Annotated in this window: 20 protein-coding genes; 12 read left to right on the top strand and 8 right to left on the bottom strand. The window is 49.1% G+C overall.

The features are described 5' to 3' along the window. Position 1: 1 nt before the first annotated feature. On the bottom strand, positions 2–2,236 hold the full coding sequence (locus tag PRUB_RS01090; protein ID WP_010383289.1) for an ABC transporter permease subunit: 2,235 nt from the start codon (positions 2,234–2,236) through the stop codon (positions 2–4). Between the two features lie 453 nt (positions 2,237–2,689). On the opposite strand from PRUB_RS01090, the gene PRUB_RS01085 reads away from it, so the two are divergent. From PRUB_RS01085 to PRUB_RS01075, 3 genes are all read left to right on the top strand, one after another. Continuing rightward, positions 2,690–3,193 carry a glycine cleavage system transcriptional repressor gene (locus tag PRUB_RS01085; RefSeq protein WP_010383290.1) on the top strand — a complete coding sequence of 168 codons (504 nt, stop codon included), beginning with the start codon at positions 2,690–2,692 and terminating at the stop codon, positions 3,191–3,193. Positions 3,194–3,402: 209 nt separating this feature from the next. Next, the gene (ppk1, locus tag PRUB_RS01080; RefSeq protein ID WP_010383291.1) at positions 3,403–5,490 is read left to right on the top strand and encodes a polyphosphate kinase 1; all 2,088 of its coding nucleotides are present in this window, start codon (positions 3,403–3,405) and stop codon (positions 5,488–5,490) included. A 10-nt stretch (positions 5,491–5,500) separates the two neighbouring features. Beyond that, the gene (locus tag PRUB_RS01075) at positions 5,501–6,988 is read left to right on the top strand and encodes a Ppx/GppA phosphatase family protein (protein WP_010383292.1); all 1,488 of its coding nucleotides are present in this window, start codon (positions 5,501–5,503) and stop codon (positions 6,986–6,988) included. A gap of 25 nt (positions 6,989–7,013) precedes the next feature. Here PRUB_RS01075 and PRUB_RS01070 read toward each other — a convergent pair whose 3' ends face one another. Continuing rightward, positions 7,014–8,291: an EAL and HDOD domain-containing protein gene (locus PRUB_RS01070; RefSeq protein ID WP_040644771.1), complete on the bottom strand. Its 1,278-nt coding sequence runs from the start codon at positions 8,289–8,291 to the stop codon at positions 7,014–7,016. 149 nt (positions 8,292–8,440) lie between these two features. Between PRUB_RS01070 and PRUB_RS01065 the strand changes: the two genes are divergently transcribed. After that, positions 8,441–9,244 carry a substrate-binding periplasmic protein gene (locus PRUB_RS01065; protein WP_010383294.1) on the top strand — a complete coding sequence of 268 codons (804 nt, stop codon included), beginning with the start codon at positions 8,441–8,443 and terminating at the stop codon, positions 9,242–9,244. 3 nt (positions 9,245–9,247) lie between these two features. Here PRUB_RS01065 and PRUB_RS01060 read toward each other — a convergent pair whose 3' ends face one another. Beyond that, the gene (locus PRUB_RS01060; RefSeq protein WP_010383295.1) at positions 9,248–10,084 is read right to left on the bottom strand and encodes a 23S rRNA (adenine(2030)-N(6))-methyltransferase RlmJ; all 837 of its coding nucleotides are present in this window, start codon (positions 10,082–10,084) and stop codon (positions 9,248–9,250) included. Between the two features lie 223 nt (positions 10,085–10,307). Between PRUB_RS01060 and PRUB_RS01055 the strand changes: the two genes are divergently transcribed. The 7 genes from PRUB_RS01055 to PRUB_RS01025 are packed head-to-tail and all read left to right on the top strand — an operon-like array spanning position 10,308 to position 15,447. Continuing rightward, on the top strand, positions 10,308–10,535 hold the full coding sequence (locus tag PRUB_RS01055) for a cell division protein ZapB (RefSeq protein WP_010383296.1): 228 nt from the start codon (positions 10,308–10,310) through the stop codon (positions 10,533–10,535). Then, complete coding sequence (locus tag PRUB_RS01050; protein WP_010383298.1) at positions 10,535–10,822, top strand: cell division protein ZapA; 288 nt, start codon at positions 10,535–10,537, stop codon at positions 10,820–10,822. Before PRUB_RS01055 ends, PRUB_RS01050 begins: the two co-directional genes overlap by 1 nt. Next, a complete protein-coding gene (locus tag PRUB_RS01045) occupies positions 10,823–11,791 on the top strand; it encodes an MBL fold metallo-hydrolase (RefSeq protein ID WP_010383299.1) in 969 nt (322 codons plus the stop codon). 49 nt (positions 11,792–11,840) lie between these two features. Further along, the gene (locus PRUB_RS01040) at positions 11,841–13,334 is read left to right on the top strand and encodes a transglycosylase SLT domain-containing protein (RefSeq protein ID WP_242065203.1); all 1,494 of its coding nucleotides are present in this window, start codon (positions 11,841–11,843) and stop codon (positions 13,332–13,334) included. A 41-nt stretch (positions 13,335–13,375) separates the two neighbouring features. Further along, positions 13,376–13,870, top strand: a complete 495-nt coding sequence (locus tag PRUB_RS01035; RefSeq protein WP_010383301.1) for an FKBP-type peptidyl-prolyl cis-trans isomerase — start codon at positions 13,376–13,378, stop codon at positions 13,868–13,870. 9 nt (positions 13,871–13,879) lie between these two features. Further along, positions 13,880–14,608: an SDR family NAD(P)-dependent oxidoreductase gene (locus PRUB_RS01030; protein WP_010383302.1), complete on the top strand. Its 729-nt coding sequence runs from the start codon at positions 13,880–13,882 to the stop codon at positions 14,606–14,608. Then, positions 14,605–15,447, top strand: coding sequence for an amidohydrolase family protein (locus PRUB_RS01025; RefSeq protein ID WP_010383303.1), 843 nt, complete (start codon positions 14,605–14,607; stop codon positions 15,445–15,447). The genes PRUB_RS01030 and PRUB_RS01025 overlap by 4 nt, the downstream gene beginning before the upstream one ends. On the opposite strand, the gene PRUB_RS01020 is transcribed toward PRUB_RS01025, so the two are convergent. The 5 genes from PRUB_RS01020 to PRUB_RS01000 form a co-directional block, all read right to left on the bottom strand. Then, positions 15,434–16,168 carry a YggN family protein gene (locus PRUB_RS01020; protein WP_052026416.1) on the bottom strand — a complete coding sequence of 245 codons (735 nt, stop codon included), beginning with the start codon at positions 16,166–16,168 and terminating at the stop codon, positions 15,434–15,436. The genes PRUB_RS01025 and PRUB_RS01020 overlap by 14 nt on opposite strands. A 167-nt stretch (positions 16,169–16,335) precedes the next feature. Beyond that, positions 16,336–16,875, bottom strand: a complete 540-nt coding sequence (locus PRUB_RS01015; protein ID WP_010383307.1) for an Lcl C-terminal domain-containing protein — start codon at positions 16,873–16,875, stop codon at positions 16,336–16,338. Continuing rightward, positions 16,875–18,560 (bottom strand): Lcl C-terminal domain-containing protein, encoded by a 1,686-nt coding sequence (locus PRUB_RS01010; RefSeq protein ID WP_010383310.1) that lies wholly within the window; start codon positions 18,558–18,560, stop codon positions 16,875–16,877. Before PRUB_RS01010 ends, PRUB_RS01015 begins: the two co-directional genes overlap by 1 nt. A 141-nt stretch (positions 18,561–18,701) precedes the next feature. Next, positions 18,702–19,034 (bottom strand): hypothetical protein, encoded by a 333-nt coding sequence (locus PRUB_RS01005; protein ID WP_010383311.1) that lies wholly within the window; start codon positions 19,032–19,034, stop codon positions 18,702–18,704. A 12-nt stretch (positions 19,035–19,046) separates the two neighbouring features. Then, entirely contained in the window at positions 19,047–19,763 is a 717-nt protein-coding gene (locus tag PRUB_RS01000; RefSeq protein ID WP_010383313.1) for a DUF2982 domain-containing protein, read from the bottom strand. Between the two features lie 245 nt (positions 19,764–20,008). On the opposite strand from PRUB_RS01000, the gene PRUB_RS00995 reads away from it, so the two are divergent. Next, positions 20,009–21,058, top strand: a complete 1,050-nt coding sequence (locus tag PRUB_RS00995) for an efflux RND transporter periplasmic adaptor subunit (protein WP_010383315.1) — start codon at positions 20,009–20,011, stop codon at positions 21,056–21,058.

Below are 21,058 nucleotides of genomic sequence, written 5' to 3'. Positions count from 1 at the left end.
GTTACATTGAGCTATATTTTTCACGCAGCTGCTGACGTACAAACTCAGCCATCGTGTTAAATACGAAAGTAAAAATAAACAATACAAAGGCTGCTAGGAACAGGATCCGATAGTGTGAACTGCCCACTTCCGATTCAGGCATTTCTACCGCAATGTTCGCCGCCAAAGTACGCATCCCCTGGAAGATACTCCAATCCATAATCGGTGTATTACCCGTCGCCATCAGTACAATCATGGTCTCACCCACGGCACGACCGAGGCCCATCATCACTGCAGAGAAGATACCCGGACTGGCAGTCAGTAGCACAACACGAACTAAGGTTTGCCACTGGGTTGCCCCCAATGCCAGAGAGCCATTGGAAAGGTGTTTAGGTACGCTAAATACCGCATCTTCAGCAATTGAGAAAATCGTCGGGATAACCGCAAAGCCCATTGCAATACCCACAACCAGAGAGTTACGCTGATCAAAGGTCAGGCCCAGTTCGTTAGTCAGATACTGGCGTACGTTACCACCGAACATCCACCCTTCAATCACATCGCTCATGGCAAATGACACCCAGCCAACCAGCAGGACAACCGGGATCAGCAAGATTGAATGCCAGCCATCAGGCACAAAGTGGCGGATGACTTTAGGTAGTTTGGTCCAGCCCAGTGCAGTTGCCAAAATGGCCAGTGGCAGCAATAACAGTAAAGCGACAATCGCTGGTAAGTGGCTTTCGATCAGCGGCGCTAACCACAGACCTGCCAGGAAACCCAAAATAACGGTAGGCAGTGCTTCCATGATTTCAACCGTTGGCTTCACCACACGACGCAACTCGCTCGACATAAAGTAAGCAGTATAAATCGCCGCAGACAGGGCAATAGGAACCGCAAACAGCATGGCATAAAACGCCGCCTTAATCGTACCGAACGAAATCGGCACCAATGAGAATTTAGATTCGAAGTCATCACTGGCAGACGTGGACTGCCAGGTATACGCTGGCTCCGGGTAACCTTCATACCAAACTTCCTGCCACAATGCCGACCAGGTTACTTCCGGGTGCTCATTGTGGATCTCAAACACACTCACCTGATTGCCGGTTAGCAATAGCGCTGCATTGGCACGCGGTGAAATCGCGAAGGCATCAATGGCCTGCTCGGCCACTTTACCGCGCCATAACTCGGCTTCACTGGTGGTATAGTAAACACCCAGCTCACCTTGCTCTGTGGTGGTAAAGAAAGTACGACGATAAAACTCACTGTGCACTGTCATGTGCTTACTCTTATCGCTGTCAAAAGCACGAATTTTGGCAAACTCACGGCCATCGTCCGTGTTCACTTCAAACCACTGCGACACTTCGCCATTGTCGTTTGCCAGCATCAGCGAGTTGGCACCTGCCAGCAACGCCATGCTGACCAGGTTGGCATTTTCTTCGTTGGCAGCCAATAACTGGAATTGCTTCACATCGTCCGCAAAGCGGGTGTCAAAGATATAAATCTGATTTGCAGAACGTACAAAAGTACGCGTTGTGTCTGGCGAAATAAGCAAATCGTCAATGCGACCTTCAATAGGTAATTCTGTGCGCGTTACCTGCCATTCCATTTCACCCGAGAACATATTTTCTTCGGCCGCAAACGATGCGAAGATCACACGCTTGTCGGCTGTCAGTGCAACCACGGCAGTTTTGTCTTCGTAATGACTGAAGGCAAACTTTTTCAGTGCCTGGCGCTGTTCATCAACCAACAACTGTTGACCATCCAGCGGATAACCCAGACGTGGCTTCATCACACGCTGATTACCCGGAAAAGTCACCACAAAATTGGGCTTAAGGATTTGCACCTCACCATTATCAAGGCCGTACGCGTACTGGCCTAAAAATGGTGCGCTTTTCGCGAAGCTGGTGATCTGGCCATCAAGCTGTGTTTGCAAAGTGCTCAGCAGCGCGCCCGTGTTGTCGCCTTTTACCTGATAAAAATCAACCTGACCGGTGTTGTCCAGCAGATACGCAATCTCTGTTTGCTCTTCTACACCCAGCGCGAAGTAGCGCTTCTCGGCAGACAATGCAATATCAACCCGTTTTTCGACCTTAGCGGATTCGAAGATAGGCTGTACTACATAAAGCAAATAGAAGAATATCAATAGCAAAGCGACCAATACCATTACCCCACCTGAGGTAATGCCAAACTGGGCAAAGCGGTCCTTTAAGAGACGGCTTCTATCCGTTTTAAAGGATGGTTTTTGCGGATTGGAAGTCATCAAAATACCCTTTCATAATCAAACTGCGGCGCATTATATTTCATCAAGATGACAGTTGTGTTACACCTCAATCCAAGTCTGCCCGCTTTTACAGACTGGCTGTGATTCTGTACTGTCCTTGGCGTACTTTCTCAGTCTGACCGCATCAAACCACAGCCAAACCGTCCCCAACTTTACACCAAAGTCCCGATATTGCCTCGAAAAAAATCTCCCATACAGTCAGAAAGGCACCGCACGGGGCGTCGGGAAATAATGGTATTACTTGCTGTCAAAGGAACTTAACACCCGAAGTAAGGTCTGGATTACAGTGACACCGGTGATTTTTGCATTTTTTTACATTGTATCCATTATCGGAAGTAGACAAATAAGTTTCATTTACTAGGCTTATAGAGCGATTATTCGCTTTCATTCAGGGCTTAGATACCGAGCCACCAATAATAAGAGACATGTGATATGAAGCAGTTAGTACTAACACTTATAGGCAAGGACCAACCAGGTCTCGTTGAAAGGGTTTCCTCAACCATTCTTAACCATCACGGTAACTGGCTAACCAGTAACTTAAGTCACTTCGCCGGACAGTTTGCAGGGATAGTACAGGTTGAAGTAGCAGAGGAACACTTGCAAGAGCTGCAAAACGCCGTACTTGATATCCCGGAGCTGGAGGTGCGGATTGCCAATGGCGAACAAACCGACAGCACGGAGCCGGAAACATTAAATCTGGTGATCACAGGCAATGACAGACCTGGCATTGTACAGGAGCTGGCAGCTGTGATCCGACATAAGGGGGCGAATATTACCCACCTTAACTCTAAACAACAGAGCGCACCAAATTGGGGAGTACCGATATTTAGCGCATTTGCCACCGTCAGCTTGCCTGCTGGCATGCTAAAAGACAACGTTGTCGAAGCGCTTGAAGCGATCACCAGCGATCTGATCGTGGACGTCGAACAACCTTAACGGCGTTATCCGGTAAGGTCATTACTGTACCTTACCGGCCATTCTCCCTTTGTTCTTTTAATGTACAGACACTTTGATATCAAACAAAGCAAACCAGGCAGTTTGGTCTACACTTTGTTGATAATTTGGTGACATGACAGCGCATGTCATATAAGTGTCACACTACCGACATATTCTACGCGCAGCTTTAAATTACCATGGACAGAAAGATGCAGGCATTATCTAACGATCCCATTACCATCAGCTACTTTGCCAAGGAGCTGAGCTGGCTCTCTTTTAACGAGCGTGTGCTTCAGGAAGCCAAAGACAAAAGTAATCCAATTATTGAACGGATCAGATTCTTAGGCATATTTTCCAATAACTTAGATGAGTTTTTCCGTGTCCGTGTTGCCGACGTAAAACGTCGTATCTTATTAAGTAACCTGCCCGATACGGACTTTGACGAAGACGAAGCCCTGCTCAACCAGATGAACAAGAAAGTACTGGAACTGGGCAAAAAGTTCTCACACATTTATGATCAGATCCTGATTGACCTGAACGAGCACAACATTCATATCAAAAAACCAGCTGAGCTGTCGGATTTTCACCAACAGTGGCTGGCAAAGTATTTTCAGGATCAAGTGCTACAGCACATGTGTCCGATTTTGCTTAGCGAGAGCAAGGATTACTCTGATCACATCAATGATGCGTTAACCTATCTGTTTGTCGAAATGCGCGGTGACAAGCAACATCACGCTTTGCTTGAGCTTCCCACAGATCGCCTGGAACGCTTTATTCTGTTGCCACCGGAAAAAACCCGTCGTCACAAAACCATTGTCATGCTCGATGAAGTCGTACGCTTCTTCCTTAACGAGGTGTTCAGAAACTTTCTGAGTTTTGACAGCATTGAAGGTTATGAGATAAAACTGACCCGGGATGCCGAGTACAACCTCGACGACGAAATTGAAGAAGGTCTGCTGGATAAAATGTCAAAGGGTCTCAAGCAGCGTCTATATGCCGAGCCGGTGCGCCTGACCTATGACGAAGCAATGCCAGAAGAAATACTCAAGGTGATGAAAAAACGCCTTGGCGTGACCAGTCAGGATACCCTGAACCCGGGCGGTCCATACCGGAATTTCCGCGATTTCATCGGCTTTCCTAACGTCGGCCGTGGCTATCTGGAAAATAAACCTCTGCCACCTCTGCAAAGTGAAGCCTTCAACGCACACCAAAGCATCTTTCGGGCGATCTCAAAACAAGATATTTTGCTTTATTATCCCTATCACACGTTCAATCACATGCTTGAATATGTGCGTCAAGCCGCCTTTGATCCCAAAGTGACTCAGATCAAGGTCAATATTTATCGTGTCGCATCTCGCTCAAGATTGATGTCTTCGCTGATCAATGCTGCCAAGAACGGTAAAAAAGTCACCGTGATGGTTGAGCTCAAAGCCCGCTTTGATGAACAAAACAACATTGAATGGGCGAAAATGCTCAGCGACTATGGCATCAAGGTCATGGTCGGGATCCCGGCACTAAAAGTACACAGTAAACTGTGCGTGGTACATCGCAAAGAGAAGGGCCAGATAGTGAAGTACGCGCACATCGGAACCGGTAACTTCCATGAAAAAACAGCGCGTATTTACACCGACTTTAGCTTATTCACAAAACACCCTGAGATCTGTGATGAGTGTGACGACGTGTTCAAGTTTATCGAAAGCAGCTACCGGCCCTTTAACTTTAAGCACCTGATGATTTCTCCGCTCAATGCACGAGAGAAAATTCTGGCTCTGATTAATCAGGAAAGCAAAAATGCTCAGGCAGGTAAAACGGCCAAGATCACCGTCAAGGTTAATAACCTGGTAGACAAAGAGCTCATAGACGCCTTGTACAATGCGTCGATGGCAGGCGTGAAAGTCCGCATGATCATTCGCGGCATGTGTGCCCTGGTACCTGGATTACCCCGCTTTAGTGAGAACATCAAAGTGATCAGTATTGTCGACCGCTTTTTAGAACATCCCAGGGTGATGGTCTTTGAAAATGCCGGTGACCCACAGGTCTACATTTCTTCTGCCGACTGGATGACCCGAAACCTGGATCACCGGGTTGAAGTGGGTGCGCCTATCTATGATGAATCACTCAAGCAACTGATCATCGATATTCTTGAGCTGCAATTCAAGGACAGGGCCAAAGCTCGGATCATTGACAGCGAACAGAAGAATCTCTATGTTCGTCGCGGTAATAAGAAGAAGATCCGCTCCCAGATAGCTATCTATGACCATCTGAAAAAGTGGGAAAGTAATCAATCCAATACATAAGGGCAGCTTTATGACCACATACCCTTCCATCGCGGCCGTTGATTTAGGCTCGAACAGTTTTCATTTAGTCGTCGCGCGGGAGGTCGATGGTCGTCTGCAATTGTTGCACAAAGAAAAGCAGCGTGTGTTTCTGGCCGCTGGTCTGGACGAACAGTTCAACTTAAGCGAAGAAGCCATTGAGCGGGCGCTGCATGTACTGCAACAATTTGCTGCCACTTTACAGGATTTCGATAAGCACAGCGTACAGGTTGTCGCGACCTACACGCTGCGCAATTGTCGCAATATACGCGACTTTCTGGCCCGAGCAAAAAAAGTATTTCCTTTTAAAATCAATGTCATTTCTGGTCAGGAAGAAGCCCGCCTTATCTATCAGGGTGTAGCAAACCACATTCATAGTGAGGACAACCGCCTGGTCATTGACATTGGTGGTGGCAGCACCGAACTTATCATTGGCAAGCACCTGGATCACAAATTACTCACCAGTCGTAATATCGGCTGCGTCACACTCAGTAACGGGTATTTTCAAGACCTGAAAATGACAGCCAAACGCTTTGCCAAAGCCGAAATTAAAGCAGAACAAAACATTGAGGCCATCTCCGCCAGCTACCGTAAAGCCGGTTGGCAAACCTGTATCGGCACCTCCGGCACCATCAAAACCTTATGTGCCATTGCCCAGGAGCTATTTGCCCAGGATACTCTGACCCTGGCTGTGCTGGAGCAGATAAAACAACGCCTGATTGAGGCTGACTCACCCCAAACACTCAACCTGAAGGCGTTACCCGATGAGCGTTATGCCAGCATCGCCGGCGGCCTGGCGATTCTGATCGGAGCATTCAGACAGCTCAATATTGACGAGCTCACCTATTGCGATAACTCATTGCGTGAGGGTCTGCTACAGGAGATGGCGCAAAATGATGAGTTTGATATTCGCACCCGCACCATCAGTGCAGTCGGTGATCATTATGCCGTTGATAAGCAACATGCTGAACATATCTGCGAGACACTTAATCAGATGGTCGACATGGCACGCCAGAGCTGGGCACTCAGTGAATTCGACCTGCAAATGCTACGCTGGGCTGCCAGATTACACGAAGTGGGATTAGCGATTAACTCTTCAGGGATCCACAAACACAGCGCTTATATCGTCCTCAATGCACAGCTGCCCGGTTTTACTCAGGAGCAACAGCAGCTGCTGGGCACCCTGATCCGTTTTCATCGTAAGAAAATCAAACGCGCTGAACTGTCAACTATGGTCGAGGCCGATCTGACCCATTTCGCCCGGCTGCTGACCTTACTGCGACTGGCTATCCTGGTACACCAGAAACGACAAATCGATCAGGTTGCCAAATTCACGCTAGAGGCGATGGACGACAGCTTACTGCTTACATTCGAGCCTGACTGGCTCGCCCAACATTCGCTGTTTGTGGCAGATCTTCAACAGGAACAAGCCTATTGGAAAACCCTCAATATGACGCTGATGTTCCCCTCCGTGGGCTAACCCGATCTACGCCCGCTCTGCGGGCTCAGGCGACTTCTTCTTTTACCACAGCGTAAATTTCATCAGCATAGACGCGGCTGTCCAACGCCAGTGAGAAGAGAAGTTCAAGACTGGACGCCGGGCGGATCGCATTGAGGATCAGCTCAGCTTCCTGAATATTATTGCGCTCAACTTCAATCGCCAGGCGTAATGCCCCCCCTATCAAGCCTTTGTAGCTCAATAACGCACTGCTGAGATCGGGATCCAGTGAAAACTCATCGACAATAACCGATAACTCAACATCCAGCACCGCATCTAGCACCGACATCAGACCAATCAGGTAGCCTTGTTGTGCCATTTCATCGCCGCCTGGCAGCAAGAATTGTTCAAGAAACTTCGCCCGTGCCAAGCCAAGCTTAGTCAGTTCACTGGGCTTATCTGCCCCCAGCTCACTTAAAGCCAGTACTTTGACGAACTGGCGGATCGCATCCTCCCCCAGATAGACCACCGCCTGGGCAATCGAGCGGATCTCAATTTTATCTTCCCCGGCTTTGGCATTGGCCAGTTTTAGCACCCGCGCTGTCAGGCTGAGATCTTTGGCAATTCTTTGCTGGATTTCTTTGAAACACAGGGATTTTTTGGCCGTACAACGTAATAAATCAAGCACCACCAGTTTCGAGGGCTCGACATTACCGTGATTGAGCATTTCGGGCACCGCAAAGAAGAAGCCCTGAAAGTAATCAGCCCCGGCACTTTTAATAAAACTGTAGTGCTCCAGGGTTTCAATACGCTCAACAATCACTTTGGTAGTGGGAAAACGTCGCTTGAGCTTTTTCAGCATCATAGTGGTTTTAATCACCGGCTCAAGTACTTCGATCTTGATATAATCCATCAAAGGCAACAAGACTTCCCAGCGCTCGTCACCGTCGTAATCATCTAACGCAAAGCGATATCCTAACTTTTTCAGTTTAGTGACTGTCATCACCAGTTCGTCCAGATTGGTTGAACGTTCAACGATTTCAATCACGAGCCCCTGCGGCCGAAGTAACTTAGGAAGCTCCTGAAGTAAGGTTTCATCTGATAAGTTGATAAATGCAGGCACGCCTGCGGCAAGCCGTTCTACACCAATAAAAAGCAGAGAGTTAAAAAACAACCGTCCTGTCGCTTGGCCATCACTGACCCCGATTGGAAAGGCATTATTATGTGAGTCCCGATACAACAATTCATAGGCAGCCACGCTCTGTTCACGATTGAAAATGGCCTGGCGTGCAATATATTGCACCGCGTCTTTTTTTGACTTGGCAATATGACCGCTCATTAACATCCTTAACTCTTGTACTTTAAAGGCTTCCATTGTCCCAGCATATGAAAACTCACGCCCCTGAGCAAATTATTTCCTCACTACTTTGGAGAACATGAAAGTGTGCATCAGGCAGTTGCCGGGACAGCCTCTCTTTTACTATCATAGGTCTTATGAGTTTTACACTTATTTCGCCTTTTTGCATCCTGCTTTTACTTACTTCGTGGCTTTTATCTGGCCAGGACGTCATCGCTGCGCCTGTTGACCAGCACACTGACACACCCGCCACCCGCGAAGCGGTCACCTTGAAATACAGTATCAGTGGCTCAGGCACCTTCTACCCCTACTTCACCAACGACCCACAGCACCCAGGCATACTGCCTGATTTAGTGACACGGATCCTCACACAGTCGGCACTTGCGGGCGAAAATATCGTGTTACCCGCCAAGCGTACTAACCGCTACCTGGAATCAGGCAAAATTGACTTTGACCTGATCAGCCCGGCCTGGCTAAAAGCATCACAGCTCACGGATCCGCAGTTTGTTTTCTCTGACGCCATGCTGCTCATTCGTGAGTATGTGGTGACACGTGCCGCCACGACCCCGGTAAACAGTTTAGCGGGTCGCATGGTGGGCACAGTACGAGGTTATTATTACCATGATGACGATGAGTTTGTCCGGGCTGACTTTGAATCGGAACGCGCCCTGCTCCAGGCGCTAAAAAAAGGGCGGATCGATATGGCCATTATAGGCGATCTGCCCGCTCAATATTGGTCTGCTCAGGATAAAGTGACGCTGCATTTTAACCAACTGCATTCACAGGGTACCTTGCACATTCGCCTGCGTGCTGAACACGCTCACCTGTTACCTGTGCTCAACAGGGCGATCCAGACATTGCGCGACACCGGGCAAATCACCCGGATCGAAACCGATTACCTGCAACGCATTGCCAGCGAGCAGGTACCGGACAACGAGTAGAAATTATTCTGCCACCAGCTGTTCGCTACGGAAAAACCCCGTTTCTGAAGACAGGTGCTGAACAAGCTCAGGCAGCACTTCATCCATCGTCGCTTTAAGGGTCCAGGGTGGATTGATGACTATCATGCCTGACGCCGTCATACCCCGCTCTTCAGTATCGGCTTCAGTGGCCAGCTCAAACAGCTGAATATTCCGTACCCCGGATTCAATCAGGGTTTGCTCCATATGATCGATCCGGGCTCGCTCTACCACAGGATACCAAATCATATAAGTACCTGACGCAAAACGTTTATGCGCTTTGATGATTGAGCGAGCAGCCACCTCATAATCCGACTTTATTTCATACGGCGGGTCCATCAGCACACAGGCACGACGAGATTGAGGCGGTACCAGTCCCATCAGGCCTTTAAAGCCATCTTCGCCTTTCACACGCAAAGAACGCTTATGCCCGGTATTTTTTTCCAGCAGCTTCAGATCCTGCGGATGGAGCTCGAAAAACCAGCCTTTATCCTGTTTACGCAAAAACTGCTCAGCGACTTTCGGTGACCCAGGGTAATACGCCAGCGTGTCCTGGTTCAGCGACTTGACGACATCCACATAATCGCGAATGGCATCGACCTGACCGGCATACGCCCACAACTTGGCAATGCCCTGTAAATACTCTTGTGTCTTTTGTGCATCTTTGGCCGCCAGTTCAAACAGCCCGGCACCTGAATGCGTATCTATGTAGTCAAAAGGCTTGTCTTTGCGTGTCATGTATTCCAGCACTTGTGCCAGTACCAAGTGTTTAATGACATCGGCAGGGTTACCTGCATGAAATGAATGTCGATAACTGAGCATTGTCCGTTCCTAATTTAGGTGGGCATTGTTCATCGCACAGGCGCCTGAAGAGGCCCGTTGTTCCCTCTGCAGCTGAACCATAAATGAACAAAATAGTTAGTATTTGTCATTATCGCTCAAAACGAGACAAAAATCAGCATAACCTGCCCTAATCACTAGCTTTGCAGCCCACTTTGCTTTACATTTGCATGACATAAACACAGTGATAATGAGCGCATTTAATATGAAAGAAATTCTCCCTCAACTCGAGCAACTGATTGATCAACTTATTGCACAAAACAATACATTGACCGAACAGGTAAACTCACTGAAAGAACAAAACAGCAAGCTAATTGACGAAAATGAGACACTTCAGCTGGAAGTGCTAGAAAGCGAAGAAAAACAAAAAGAAACCAGCTCAACACTGAGCGGGCTGCTAGAAAAACTACAGAGTGCTAGTCAGGCAGGCTAATGTCAGAGTCGCCCGAACAGGTCACCGTCACCCTGCTGGGAAAAAGCCACCAGTTTTCCTGTACGCCAGGACAACAACAAGCGCTGATTGACGCCGTCGACCTGCTAAATGGCCGGGTTGACGAAATGCGTCAACGCGACACCGTGCGCAGCGATCACAACGCCCTGTTGCTTGCTGCATTGCACTTGTGTCATGAGTTGCTCGCACTGCAAAGTGATACCCAACAAGCCCAGCAAACGCTGCAGCAACTCACACAACGTATCAGTACCCAAGTAGAGAGCAATTAGGTGTTTCGCCTGCTCTCTGTTTTCATTTTCCTGTTAACACTGACGTCCCCCGTCATCGCCGCCAGCTGGCACACGGTTTCCCCTCAGATCACACTCATAGCCCCCGAAGCCAAAGCGCGCAATATCTTGCCCAATATGGCGTTAATCGAAGGCAAGACCTGTAGTGCCTTAATTGACAGCCACGGCGATTTTGTTGCACTGGAGCAGCTGATCAATGAACTTAAAGCACGCCTCACGACCCCGCTCTGTCATCTTATTGCGACGTCAAGCGAGACGCACCAGCTCACCGGGCTGGCTTTGCTTAAACAGGCCTTTCCGGATGCCAGCGTTCACCTGCCAGACGCCCCGCAGCTGAACGAGCGCACGCTGCGCACAGCACTCGACACACAGCTCGCCAACTTTGCGAAAAGCATCGAGCTCAGTGAACAGCGGCTCAGTAAACTCCCTGCAGAGCAACAGCAACCATGGCAAAAGCGCGTGGCGCTGGCCAAGCAACGGCTAGCCCGCTGGCAAACACTCCAAAGTATCGCCCTGACAGCCCAATCAGTGCAGCCCCGAGTACTTGAGCTCGGCGGACTGACACTCCAACTTACCCAATTTCAGGGCCAAAGTGGCCATGACCTCAGTGTATTCAGTGCGCAGCACGGTGCACTGTTTGCCGGACACAGTGCAAACCTGCTTCCCTATGTGCGCCACGCCACCTGGCAACGCAGTTTACAAGCCATGCAAAGCATGCCCGCATTAAAATGGATCATGCCCGCATTTGGTAAGCCCTACAAAGCACCACAACTGGCACTGCCAATCACATTTATGGATCTGGCACAAAAACAACTGGCCCAAAACAACACGCTGATGCCGCAGCGAGTTATCACCCTGTACCAGAACCAGGCCTACAATGAAGTGCAACTGACGCAACATTTTACACAGGCTATTAAAGTACTCAGCCACAAGAAGGCTTTGAATAAATAATCGTCAGCCAGTATAGTGAAGCTTATGAGAATTTCAGGCCGATTTTTCTATGTCTTGGTGGCGCGTATTTAGCCCGTTACGCTGCGGTGTCATCGTATTATGCTCAATGCTGCTGACGGCATGTCTCAGCACAGCACCTCAGCACGCAACCCCAACTGAGATCACTGAGGTATTAAATCAGCCAGCCCAGGCAACAGCACCCGTTGTTACAACACAACCGGAAACTCCGCCCCCCTTGCCAGCTATCACCGAGCAGCCACAAGAATACCAGGAGCTGTGGCAATACATCGCGGCGAATTTGAGCTTTGATATCTCACCCAATGCACGGCTGCAAAAGCGTGTCGAATGGTACCTGTCACAGCCTAATTATTTGTTAAGTGTCAATGAGCGAGCAGCCCCTTATCTCTACCACATAGTGAAAAAAGTAGAACAACGTAAGTTACCGATGGAACTCGCTTTATTGCCCTTCGTCGAAAGTGACTTTCGACCCACTGCCCGCTCTTCACAGGGTGCTGTCGGTGTCTGGCAGTTGGTCGATGCCACCGCTTATCACTTCGGGTTACAAAGCAACGACTGGTATGATGGCCGGCAGGACGTATTAGCTGCGACCGACGCTGCACTCGACTATTTGCAGTATCTGCGACAAAGGTTTAACGGCAACTGGTTACATGCGTTGGCGGCCTATAATAGTGGCGAGGGACGCGTCAAAGCGGCCATTCGCTACAACCAAAAGCACAATCGCAGTAGCCACTTCTGGCACCTCAAGTTGCCCAGAGAAACCGCCGACTATGTCCCCAAGCTGCTGGCGCTGAGCTACCTGTTACAACATCCCCAGACCGGGCTACAACGCCCCAGTTTAGCGAATCAGGCACAAACAACGGTATTGGATGTCGGGCAGCCATTTAATTTTGGCATTCTTGCCGGTCTGCTCGATATTGATAAGCAACGGCTACACCAGCTCAATCCTGGGTATCTGCGCCATCAAAGCCCCACCAATGGGCCATTTAAAGTCCTGTTGCCCATGGATCAGCAACAGTTGTTTGCCACTGACTTCTATCGTCGCCAGTTCAGTACGCATTATCAGGTTAAGCTCAATGATACCTTGTATGGCATCGCGAGACGCCACAATACCAGTGTGGCGCAGCTTAAACAGCTCAACAACAAAACCCGGGACCTGATCCGGGTTGGCGAAATGCTCCTTATTCACAGAGCCCATGCAAAGGACGATCTGACAGTGGATTATGAGATTAGCCCCTATCTGCAGCAACAACGACCCGCAAAAGTGGCAACCTATGAAAAGCATCATGTGATCCAGGACGGAGACTCTTTGTGGGCTGTCAGCCGTCAGTACCAGGTACCGATGAAAGATCTGCTCGACTGGAATCAGCTGACTACGCAAAGCCTGCTTTCTCCCGGCGATACCCTTATCCTGCACCTGCCAGTTGAAGCAGCCGCTACCCCGCCAGCAGGTGCCGGCACTGATGCCTCTAAAGATTACCTTGATGAGTTAAAAACACTGGTCAAGCCGAAACGCGATCCGTAGAATGCCTGTCACTACAACACTACGAAAATAAAGAGATTACTATGCAGATCGCAAAAAATACGGTGGTTGAGTTCCACTACACGCTGAGCGAAGCAGATGAGCAACTGGAAACCAGCACCGGACAAGACGCGCTGGTTTACCTGCACGGTGCAGAAGGCATGTTGCCTGGGCTGGAAGCTGGACTGGAAGGCAAAGCCACGGGCGATAAACTGACCCTGACGCTGGAGCCAAAAGACGCCTATGGCGAGTACCAGGAAGGGCTGACTCAGCGTATCCCAATCAAACACCTGCAAGGTCTGGGCAACAACAAAGTCTGGAAGCCAGGTATGACAGCGATCGTTGAATCAAATCAGGGTCGCCACCAGGTGCAAATCATCAAAGTGGGCCGCTTCAATGCAGATTGCGATCTGAACCATCCGTTTGCGGGTAAAACACTGACATTTAACATCGAAATTCTGTCTGTGCGCGAAGCAACAGCCGAAGAAATCGCACATGGTCATGCGCATGCCGAAGGCGGTTGCGGTCACAACCATTAAGGAATACATATGCAAAAAGTTGCCATTGTAACCGGTGGCAGCGTCGGCATTGGTAAAGCCATTGCCGAACGCCTGCTCAATCAGGGTTATCAGGTTTTTAATCTGGACATTCAAAGCGCACCGCATGGTGACTATCGTCACTGTGACGTCAGTGACGTCGACGCAGTTCGCCGCACCATTGCTGAGATTGTTGCCACCACCGGGCGTGTTGACGCGCTGGTCTCGAATGCTGGTAAGCATCTCAGTGCCACGATAGAGGATACTGATGAAGACACCCTGGATCAGCTTTTTGCACTGAATGTCAAAGGCGCATACAGCGCCATTCAGGCTGTACTGCCAACCATGAAGACACAAGGCGATGGCAGTATCGTTTTGATCTCTTCAGATCAGGCGCTGGTTGGCAAACCTAACTCTTTTGCATATAACCTGACCAAGGCGGCGTTAGCCTCCATGGCGAAAACCACCGCACTGGATTATGCCAGCTACAATATTCGTGCAAACGCAGTATGTCCGGGCACCATAGAAACGCCATTATTTCACCAGGCCATCGACCGTTACTGCGACAAAAGTGGTGCGGATAAACAAGCGATTGTTGCCGAGGAAGCCGCGCTTCAGCCATTGGGCCGACTCGGTCAGGCGGATGAAGTCGCTGCGCTGGTGGCGTTTTTACTCAGTTCCGACGCCAGCTTTATTACTGGCAGTTTGCAAACCATAGACGGCGGATATACAGCACGATGAATAAGATTATTGACCCGCACCTCCATTTCTTTTCACTCCAGCAGGGTCAATATCACTGGCTGAAGCACTCCCCGCCGCCCTGGCCAAACCTGGATTTGATCCGCCAGGACCACCTCCCCGATGCGCTATTTAACCTCAGCGGTTTTAGCCTCGAGGGGTGCGTGCATATCGAGGCGGGGTTTGATAACGACCAGCCCCGGCGCGAGCTCGACTGGCTGGCTGAGATATTACCAGCCCCGCGCTACAAAGCGGTGAGCTACGCGCAGATAGATGCCCCGGCCAAACACTTTCGCACCCAATTGGACGCTCTGAAACACCCTAATCTGGTTGCCATTCGGGATATTACTGAAGGTCAGGATGCCGGGCGCCTGCTCAACCCCCAGGTAGCCGATAATCTGGCTTACCTCAGTGAGTGTGGGTTGCACTTTGAAGCCCAGTTTGAGCTCACCCGCCAGGACGTGGCGCAACGTTTGTATGACATTGCGCACCAACTGCCACAGCTGCGGATTGTCCTCAATCACAGCGGCTTGGTTGGTCTGGGCGATAATTGGCAGGACAATGCCAAAAAGCTGTCACAACTGCCGCACTGCGCCATCAAATTTTCCGGGCACGAATTGCTGAACCAGCCCATGCCATTGCAAGCCCAATTAGACAGCTTATTGGCCCTGTTTGGCCACGAGCGGGTGATGTTTGCGTCAAACCATCCGGTGTGTCTGATCCAACATAGTTATGAAGCGGTTTGGCAATGCTACCAGGCCTTGTGCCAGCACGATGAGCAACTATGGCACCAGCTCAGTTATGCCAATGCCAGACACTGGTATGGATTTAACGGATCTTAACTAAATCGTAGGCCGCCAGACTGGGCACGATACTTTGCAGACGGGTTTCTGTTTTATCCAGTGCATTCAGGCACTCACAGTATTCATCGGCTTTTTCTTCCAGCTGATAGGCCTTCTTTTTCAGAGATTTATCAATCTCACTGGAAATGATCTCCATACGCTGACCCATATCACTGAAACGATCTTCGATATTGCCTTCCCGGGCTTTGAATGCATCCCCCACCGACACTAAAATTGCCCCCAAAGAGCCGTGTACAGCAGAGTGAATACGCTCGCTGATCTCTTTGGTGAAAAAGTCATCAATTTTAGACAGCGACTGAGGGGCAATAAAGTAGAAGTCCTCGCCCCGCTTAAACTTATCCATCAGGGCACGTTCAACATATTGCAGCTGGGTTTTTAACACCTCAGGGTCGTTGTCTGACATCCCCTCAACCACCTGCTCTATCGCACTCAACCCCAAATTCACGCCATCTGTAGCCAGGTTGACCAGTTCCGGCACAGTGTCACGGATCCCAAGCGCATACTCGTTCAACAGTTGCGTATCCTGATCACTCAAGCGGATCCACTTTCCTTTGATCAGCAGCTGATTGTCATTATTGATCTGTACCCGGGTCTGGTTCTTATCCACAATCCGGATCTCTGAGTCTGTGATGATCAGACCATGGCCCAGCTCAACATCACACTTTCCGGCAGCCAGAAGCGATGTGGACATCAGACACATTACGGGTAGTAATAGGAATTGTATTATACGTAGGGAGAACACGTGCTACCTCCACTTTAAGATAACGTGAGCGTAGCAAATTTAATGCGGCCAACCCACCTGTTTGCGGCTGGACTGGCCAATTTTTGCGCCTAACGGCATGAACACAGGACGATTAACCGCATCCGCTATTCACAGAAAGCATATCTGGCCAACCTGACATAGGCCTGAGCGCTTTTGTTAAACACATTGCTGACCTTGCCATCACCAAAAGAAAACAACCAGGCATTCGCAGGTGTCCCTTCGACGGTGGTACTGGACCAGTAATTTTTTTCCAGTGTCTCGAGAAAAATGGTTTCATTAATGGAGGGTTTCACGCAGCGATGCTCAACGATACTGGCAAGCTCCTTCACATTCGGTAAGTGCCAGTCACTGTAACCTGCAAATTCCTGGGCACTGGCAGTTTGCAATGCCTGTTGCCAGCTTAACTCCTGTGCAACGTTATCGCAGCTACTACTCTCACTATTGTACACTTGTCCAAACGTACAGCGTTGCCACATCAAGTTAGTTTGTTTATCACATACGGTACCATCAGCATTGACCACAAACTGATCTGACGGCGTGGTGTCTGGCACAGGCCCCTCAGAAGCACAAATTTGCGACGCATTGGCTACCTGACTGACGCCCACAGCACCCAGCGCGACGATAGTTAGAATCACTTTATTCATCAGTCATCCTCCCCGTAACGACGGACCAGCCTGACATAGGCAGTCTGTGACTTGTTACGTGTAACATCATTACCCGTTTTCATATCTATGACGAGCGCCCTGACCAGATTATCATCTTTGCCATCGGTGCCATCTACACTGGTTTGCGTAGTCCAGTAATACTGGTGGCCTAACAAAACTTCAGCCGGAACATTAGGAAAATAGTCGGGGTCGAGTAAGTAATCACCACTGCTATTGTGATCCAGTAAATTAGCCAGTTCCATATAGGTCGGTAAACGCCAGTTATTACCACCACAGAAGCTGGCGTCATTAACGGCATCAATCAAAGCTTGTACACCACAGTGTGTGTCCTGTGGACACGTTGAGTTTGCTGCACCCGGCGTGACATTAGCCCCTTCAGAGAGATACCAGGTATAATGGTTTTGCGCATTGCGTTCACTGGTATTGGGCAATACCCCTGCGGTGACCTCTTTGACCTCCCAGATCAGGCCTGTCACGTTGTCCAGTACGCAGCTGAAGTCTGTGGCATCGGCTGTCAACGGCTCAAATTCCGCACTGAATTTGGTAAAGTCGAAGGCCTGGTTACCCTGGCCACTTTTAGGTAGAAACTGCACCACGGCGTCACGTCCGAGCTCGGCGTCTTGACCAGGGAAATCGGAGTCCCCGCAGCTGATCTCTTCACTGTTGTTATAACACTTAACGGTCCCGGTATCATTCAACTTGCCCAGGGGTTTGGGCAGAATTTCAATGTTCACCGTATCTGAACCAGTGCGCTGTGCACTGTCGGTTACCGTCACTTTAAAATCAATTGAGGTGGCCTGATTGCCACTTTTTAGCGGCGCCATAAAAGTGGTTTTACAAGCTTGCTCATCAGCCAGCGTCACTGTACTGCCATTGCTCACCTGCTGCCACAGACAAGAAAACTGACCATCAACAGTGACACTTTTGCTGGCATCAAGCGTTACGGTGTCGAGCTCCTGAACTTGCTGATCGCTACCGGCATTAGCCAGTACTAATTCATCATTGGCCACCAACGAGAGCTGCGTACTTGAAGTTGCGCTGGCACCTTCGTCATCTGTCACAGTAAGTTGCCACTTTACGGTATCGGCTTCAGCCAATAGGGGGTGAACAAAGCTCAGCGTAACCTGATCGGTGCGTTCAGCTTTAACTGTGGCGGGCCCTTCGAGCATTTCCCATTGGTACGCCACTATGCTGCCGTTTTCGTCATTATCGCTGGATTCTGCCGCAGACAAGGTAATGGTATCGGCATATTTTGCGGTGCCGTCTTCAGGTGCAATTTGGGTAATTTTGGCGCTTGGTAGTAAATTAACTGACAGCACCTTCACGATCAGGGTGTCACTGGCCGACGTGCCATCAGGCGCCATATAGCTCACCTTGAGCTCTATTTCGCTGTCTCCCTTTACATCTGGCGCAGTGACCGCCAGCTCTTCTCCCTCTTGCGGAAAGCCTTCCAAAGCCGGACCAGAAACAATCTGCCAGCTAAACACACCACCGGAAGGAGAACCCAAAGGTTTGAGTGTAAATTCTGTCTTTTCATTGACTGTGATGTCCGAGCCGGCGTTAACGCTCACGCTGATTGTCGGATTTTCATCACCATCAGAGCCCCCGCCGCATGCACTTAAGACACTTGTAAGCCCCAAAGCCAGTACTGATTTCTTCAGCATGGTAACTCCTAAAAAAGTTACTTATTCGTTGTACAGTGATGTATTCACTGCCAACAAAATAGTTGGACTATGCCAGGGGTGTGTGCGCACTAGCCGAGACTTGTCCCTGCTGTGCGTGCAAAGTGGTGAACATTGAAAAGCTTAGAGGTAACTATCCTGGTGGATACGAACAAACAATTTCGTGCCTATCTTGCTGTAATCTACCTTATATTCACGCCCATCAAGCGCCTGAATAAACAACAGCCTCTTTACTTCACCGAACACATCCACGCTGGCCACGTGAACTACCTCTAAGTAACGCTCTTTAGCTTCGCGACGGTTTCTTGGCAGTTCTTCTTTGAACGGCACTAACCCGGTAGGAGTCACCTTAATTTTTGGGTGATTCTCTCCATTCACGATCACTAAATCGAGCTTTTTCTCTTTATGGATAAGGGTATTACGACCACTTTTAATAAAAGCTTTATCAAAGCTCATGTATTTATCCTGTTACTTCATTGCTGAGGTAGCCAACTCACTATGCAAGTTCTTGACCACCTCTTCGGGTGTTAACTTCCAACGATTCATGACAGTGGCAAATTGCCAGATATCCCTGTCCAGTACATTGGCAGGCAACATTAAATCGTAGCCTGTCAGCGTCTTAAAGTTTTGCATCCGGTTTGCAAACATCGCCATTAATCCAGAATAATGCTGACCGTTTTCTGAGGTGTAACTCGCCTCTTCTATCAGCCATTCTGATGGGCAATTGCCATTACTGCAATGTATTTTAACAGCTTGTAAAAAAATATTCCGCTGTTCTATCAGTAATTTTCCAGCCAACCTGGGCGTCAGGTGGGATAAAAATACATCAATATCCTTTAGTTTAATACCTACGACATTTAACTCAAGCGTTTCAACTCCTTGAGTGACACTTGGCACCCCACTGGAATGAAAATTACTATGCTCAAGTAAGAGTTCACCAAATTTGTGGTGATACACCAGCTGCCCGGGGCTCATTTCAATACTATAATAAGGTTGCTGGCTTTTCAGGAAGCCCAGCATAATCGCAACAATCGCGGCACTCGCCAGTGCAATTTCTAGCACAGAGATCGGCGTCGCCCGTAAGGTGACAAACACCATGATAATAATCAGCGCTATTGCACCAACCAGCATAAACTCAATGCTGTGGCGATTAGCCAACGCACGTAATCTGACCGGCTCAACCATAACTATAAAACCACAAATAAAAACCGTACATAATGATCCCCCAGAACACCATTTTACGTATTTTCAAACATCTTGGGCATGGCTTGGATTTTTTCATAACGCCTTATTTTTTGGGTACAAAATTCCACATTTAACGAACCTGACAACTCGCTTTTCGGTTAACGCACAAATATACAGGACGTTCGACGATTTGCTCTATTTGGAATTTTTGTACACTAAAGCCCCGCAGTCAACGAGAATCAATTATGCGCGCCAGTCAATCGGGTAAAGCCCTCTTTCCTTTTATAATTTTAGTGCTTATTGCCCTTTGCGGCTATCTCTATTTGCCTGCCAGTAATGGTAATAGTAAATCATTTTCTGGCGCGCCAACTCAAGTAGCCGCTGTCACGATAGAAAAACAGAGCCGGGATATTACAATTAATGCCATTGGCTCAGCACGCGCCAATCACGCTCTGAATGTCACCAGCGCACAAAGCGACTACATTAGTGCGTTGTATTTTGATGATGGAGACAGAGTGAAGCGTGGCGATAAACTTGCCCAACTGCAAGATCTTAAAGAACAATTGGCAGTGCAAGAGTTAGAAGTCAACCTCAAAGAAGAACACCGTCAGTTAACACGCTTGACAGAATTGGCCAAAACCCAGTCCGCAGCCCGCTCCCAGCTCGACAGCCAGCATGCCGTCGTCGATGCGCTGGAAATTCAGCTGAAAACAGCACGGACTAAACTCGCCGAAATGGCCATTTATGCCCCATTCAACGGTATACTGGGTCAACGTTTGGTGTCTGTAGGCAGTTTTGTTGATAACAACAGTGTGCTGGCGACACTGGATGATATCAGCGTCATCAAAGTCGATTTTCAGGTCCCGGAAAAGTATCTGGCACAGCTCCAGCTTAAGATGCGTGCATCGGCCGCCAGTGATGCGTACCCAGACAAAACATTTGAAGGCATCATTACACATATCGACCCCCGTATTGATGACAGCACTCGCAGTATTCGTGTCACAGCCAGCTTTGACAACCCGCAAGACCAGCTCAGACCCGGTATGTTGCTCCATGTATCACTGTTTTTGGGTGAGCTTAACGCGCTCATGGTGCCGGAGAAGAGCCTGATCCCAAGGCAAGATAAGCATTTCATCTATACCATCAGTGAAGGCAAAGCCAAACAACAACAAGTTAGTGTGCTATCTCGTTTCCAGGGCTGGGTTGCTGTCGATGGCCTGTCTGCAGGCCAGCAAGTGATCACCGAAGGCACCACCAAAATTCGTAACGGCAGTGCCGTTGTGGTTAAGGGGTAA

The organism is Pseudoalteromonas rubra, assembly GCF_000238295.3.
GTDB classification, from domain to species: Bacteria; Pseudomonadota; Gammaproteobacteria; order Enterobacterales; family Alteromonadaceae; genus Pseudoalteromonas; species Pseudoalteromonas rubra.
The sequence above is the reverse complement of the archived record's forward strand: the minus strand, read 5'-3'. Positions and strand labels throughout refer to the sequence as shown.

Coding starts and splice junctions, on each gene's coding strand:
- PRUB_RS01090 (WP_010383289.1), bottom strand. CDS start 2,236: ATGACTTCCAATCCGCAAAAACCATCCTTTAAAACGGATAGAAGCCGT.
- PRUB_RS01085 (WP_010383290.1), top strand. CDS start 2,690: ATGAAGCAGTTAGTACTAACACTTATAGGCAAGGACCAACCAGGTCTC.
- ppk1 (WP_010383291.1), top strand. CDS start 3,403: ATGCAGGCATTATCTAACGATCCCATTACCATCAGCTACTTTGCCAAG.
- PRUB_RS01075 (WP_010383292.1), top strand. CDS start 5,501: ATGACCACATACCCTTCCATCGCGGCCGTTGATTTAGGCTCGAACAGT.
- PRUB_RS01070 (WP_040644771.1), bottom strand. CDS start 8,291: ATGTTAATGAGCGGTCATATTGCCAAGTCAAAAAAAGACGCGGTGCAA.
- PRUB_RS01065 (WP_010383294.1), top strand. CDS start 8,441: ATGAGTTTTACACTTATTTCGCCTTTTTGCATCCTGCTTTTACTTACT.
- PRUB_RS01060 (WP_010383295.1), bottom strand. CDS start 10,084: ATGCTCAGTTATCGACATTCATTTCATGCAGGTAACCCTGCCGATGTC.
- PRUB_RS01055 (WP_010383296.1), top strand. CDS start 10,308: ATGAAAGAAATTCTCCCTCAACTCGAGCAACTGATTGATCAACTTATT.
- PRUB_RS01050 (WP_010383298.1), top strand. CDS start 10,535: ATGTCAGAGTCGCCCGAACAGGTCACCGTCACCCTGCTGGGAAAAAGC.
- PRUB_RS01040 (WP_242065203.1), top strand. CDS start 11,841: ATGTCTTGGTGGCGCGTATTTAGCCCGTTACGCTGCGGTGTCATCGTA.
- PRUB_RS01035 (WP_010383301.1), top strand. CDS start 13,376: ATGCAGATCGCAAAAAATACGGTGGTTGAGTTCCACTACACGCTGAGC.
- PRUB_RS01030 (WP_010383302.1), top strand. CDS start 13,880: ATGCAAAAAGTTGCCATTGTAACCGGTGGCAGCGTCGGCATTGGTAAA.
- PRUB_RS01025 (WP_010383303.1), top strand. CDS start 14,605: ATGAATAAGATTATTGACCCGCACCTCCATTTCTTTTCACTCCAGCAG.
- PRUB_RS01020 (WP_052026416.1), bottom strand. CDS start 16,168: ATGTGTCTGATGTCCACATCGCTTCTGGCTGCCGGAAAGTGTGATGTT.
- PRUB_RS01015 (WP_010383307.1), bottom strand. CDS start 16,875: ATGAATAAAGTGATTCTAACTATCGTCGCGCTGGGTGCTGTGGGCGTC.
- PRUB_RS01010 (WP_010383310.1), bottom strand. CDS start 18,560: ATGCTGAAGAAATCAGTACTGGCTTTGGGGCTTACAAGTGTCTTAAGT.
- PRUB_RS01005 (WP_010383311.1), bottom strand. CDS start 19,034: ATGAGCTTTGATAAAGCTTTTATTAAAAGTGGTCGTAATACCCTTATC.
- PRUB_RS01000 (WP_010383313.1), bottom strand. CDS start 19,763: ATGGTTGAGCCGGTCAGATTACGTGCGTTGGCTAATCGCCACAGCATT.
- PRUB_RS00995 (WP_010383315.1), top strand. CDS start 20,009: ATGCGCGCCAGTCAATCGGGTAAAGCCCTCTTTCCTTTTATAATTTTA.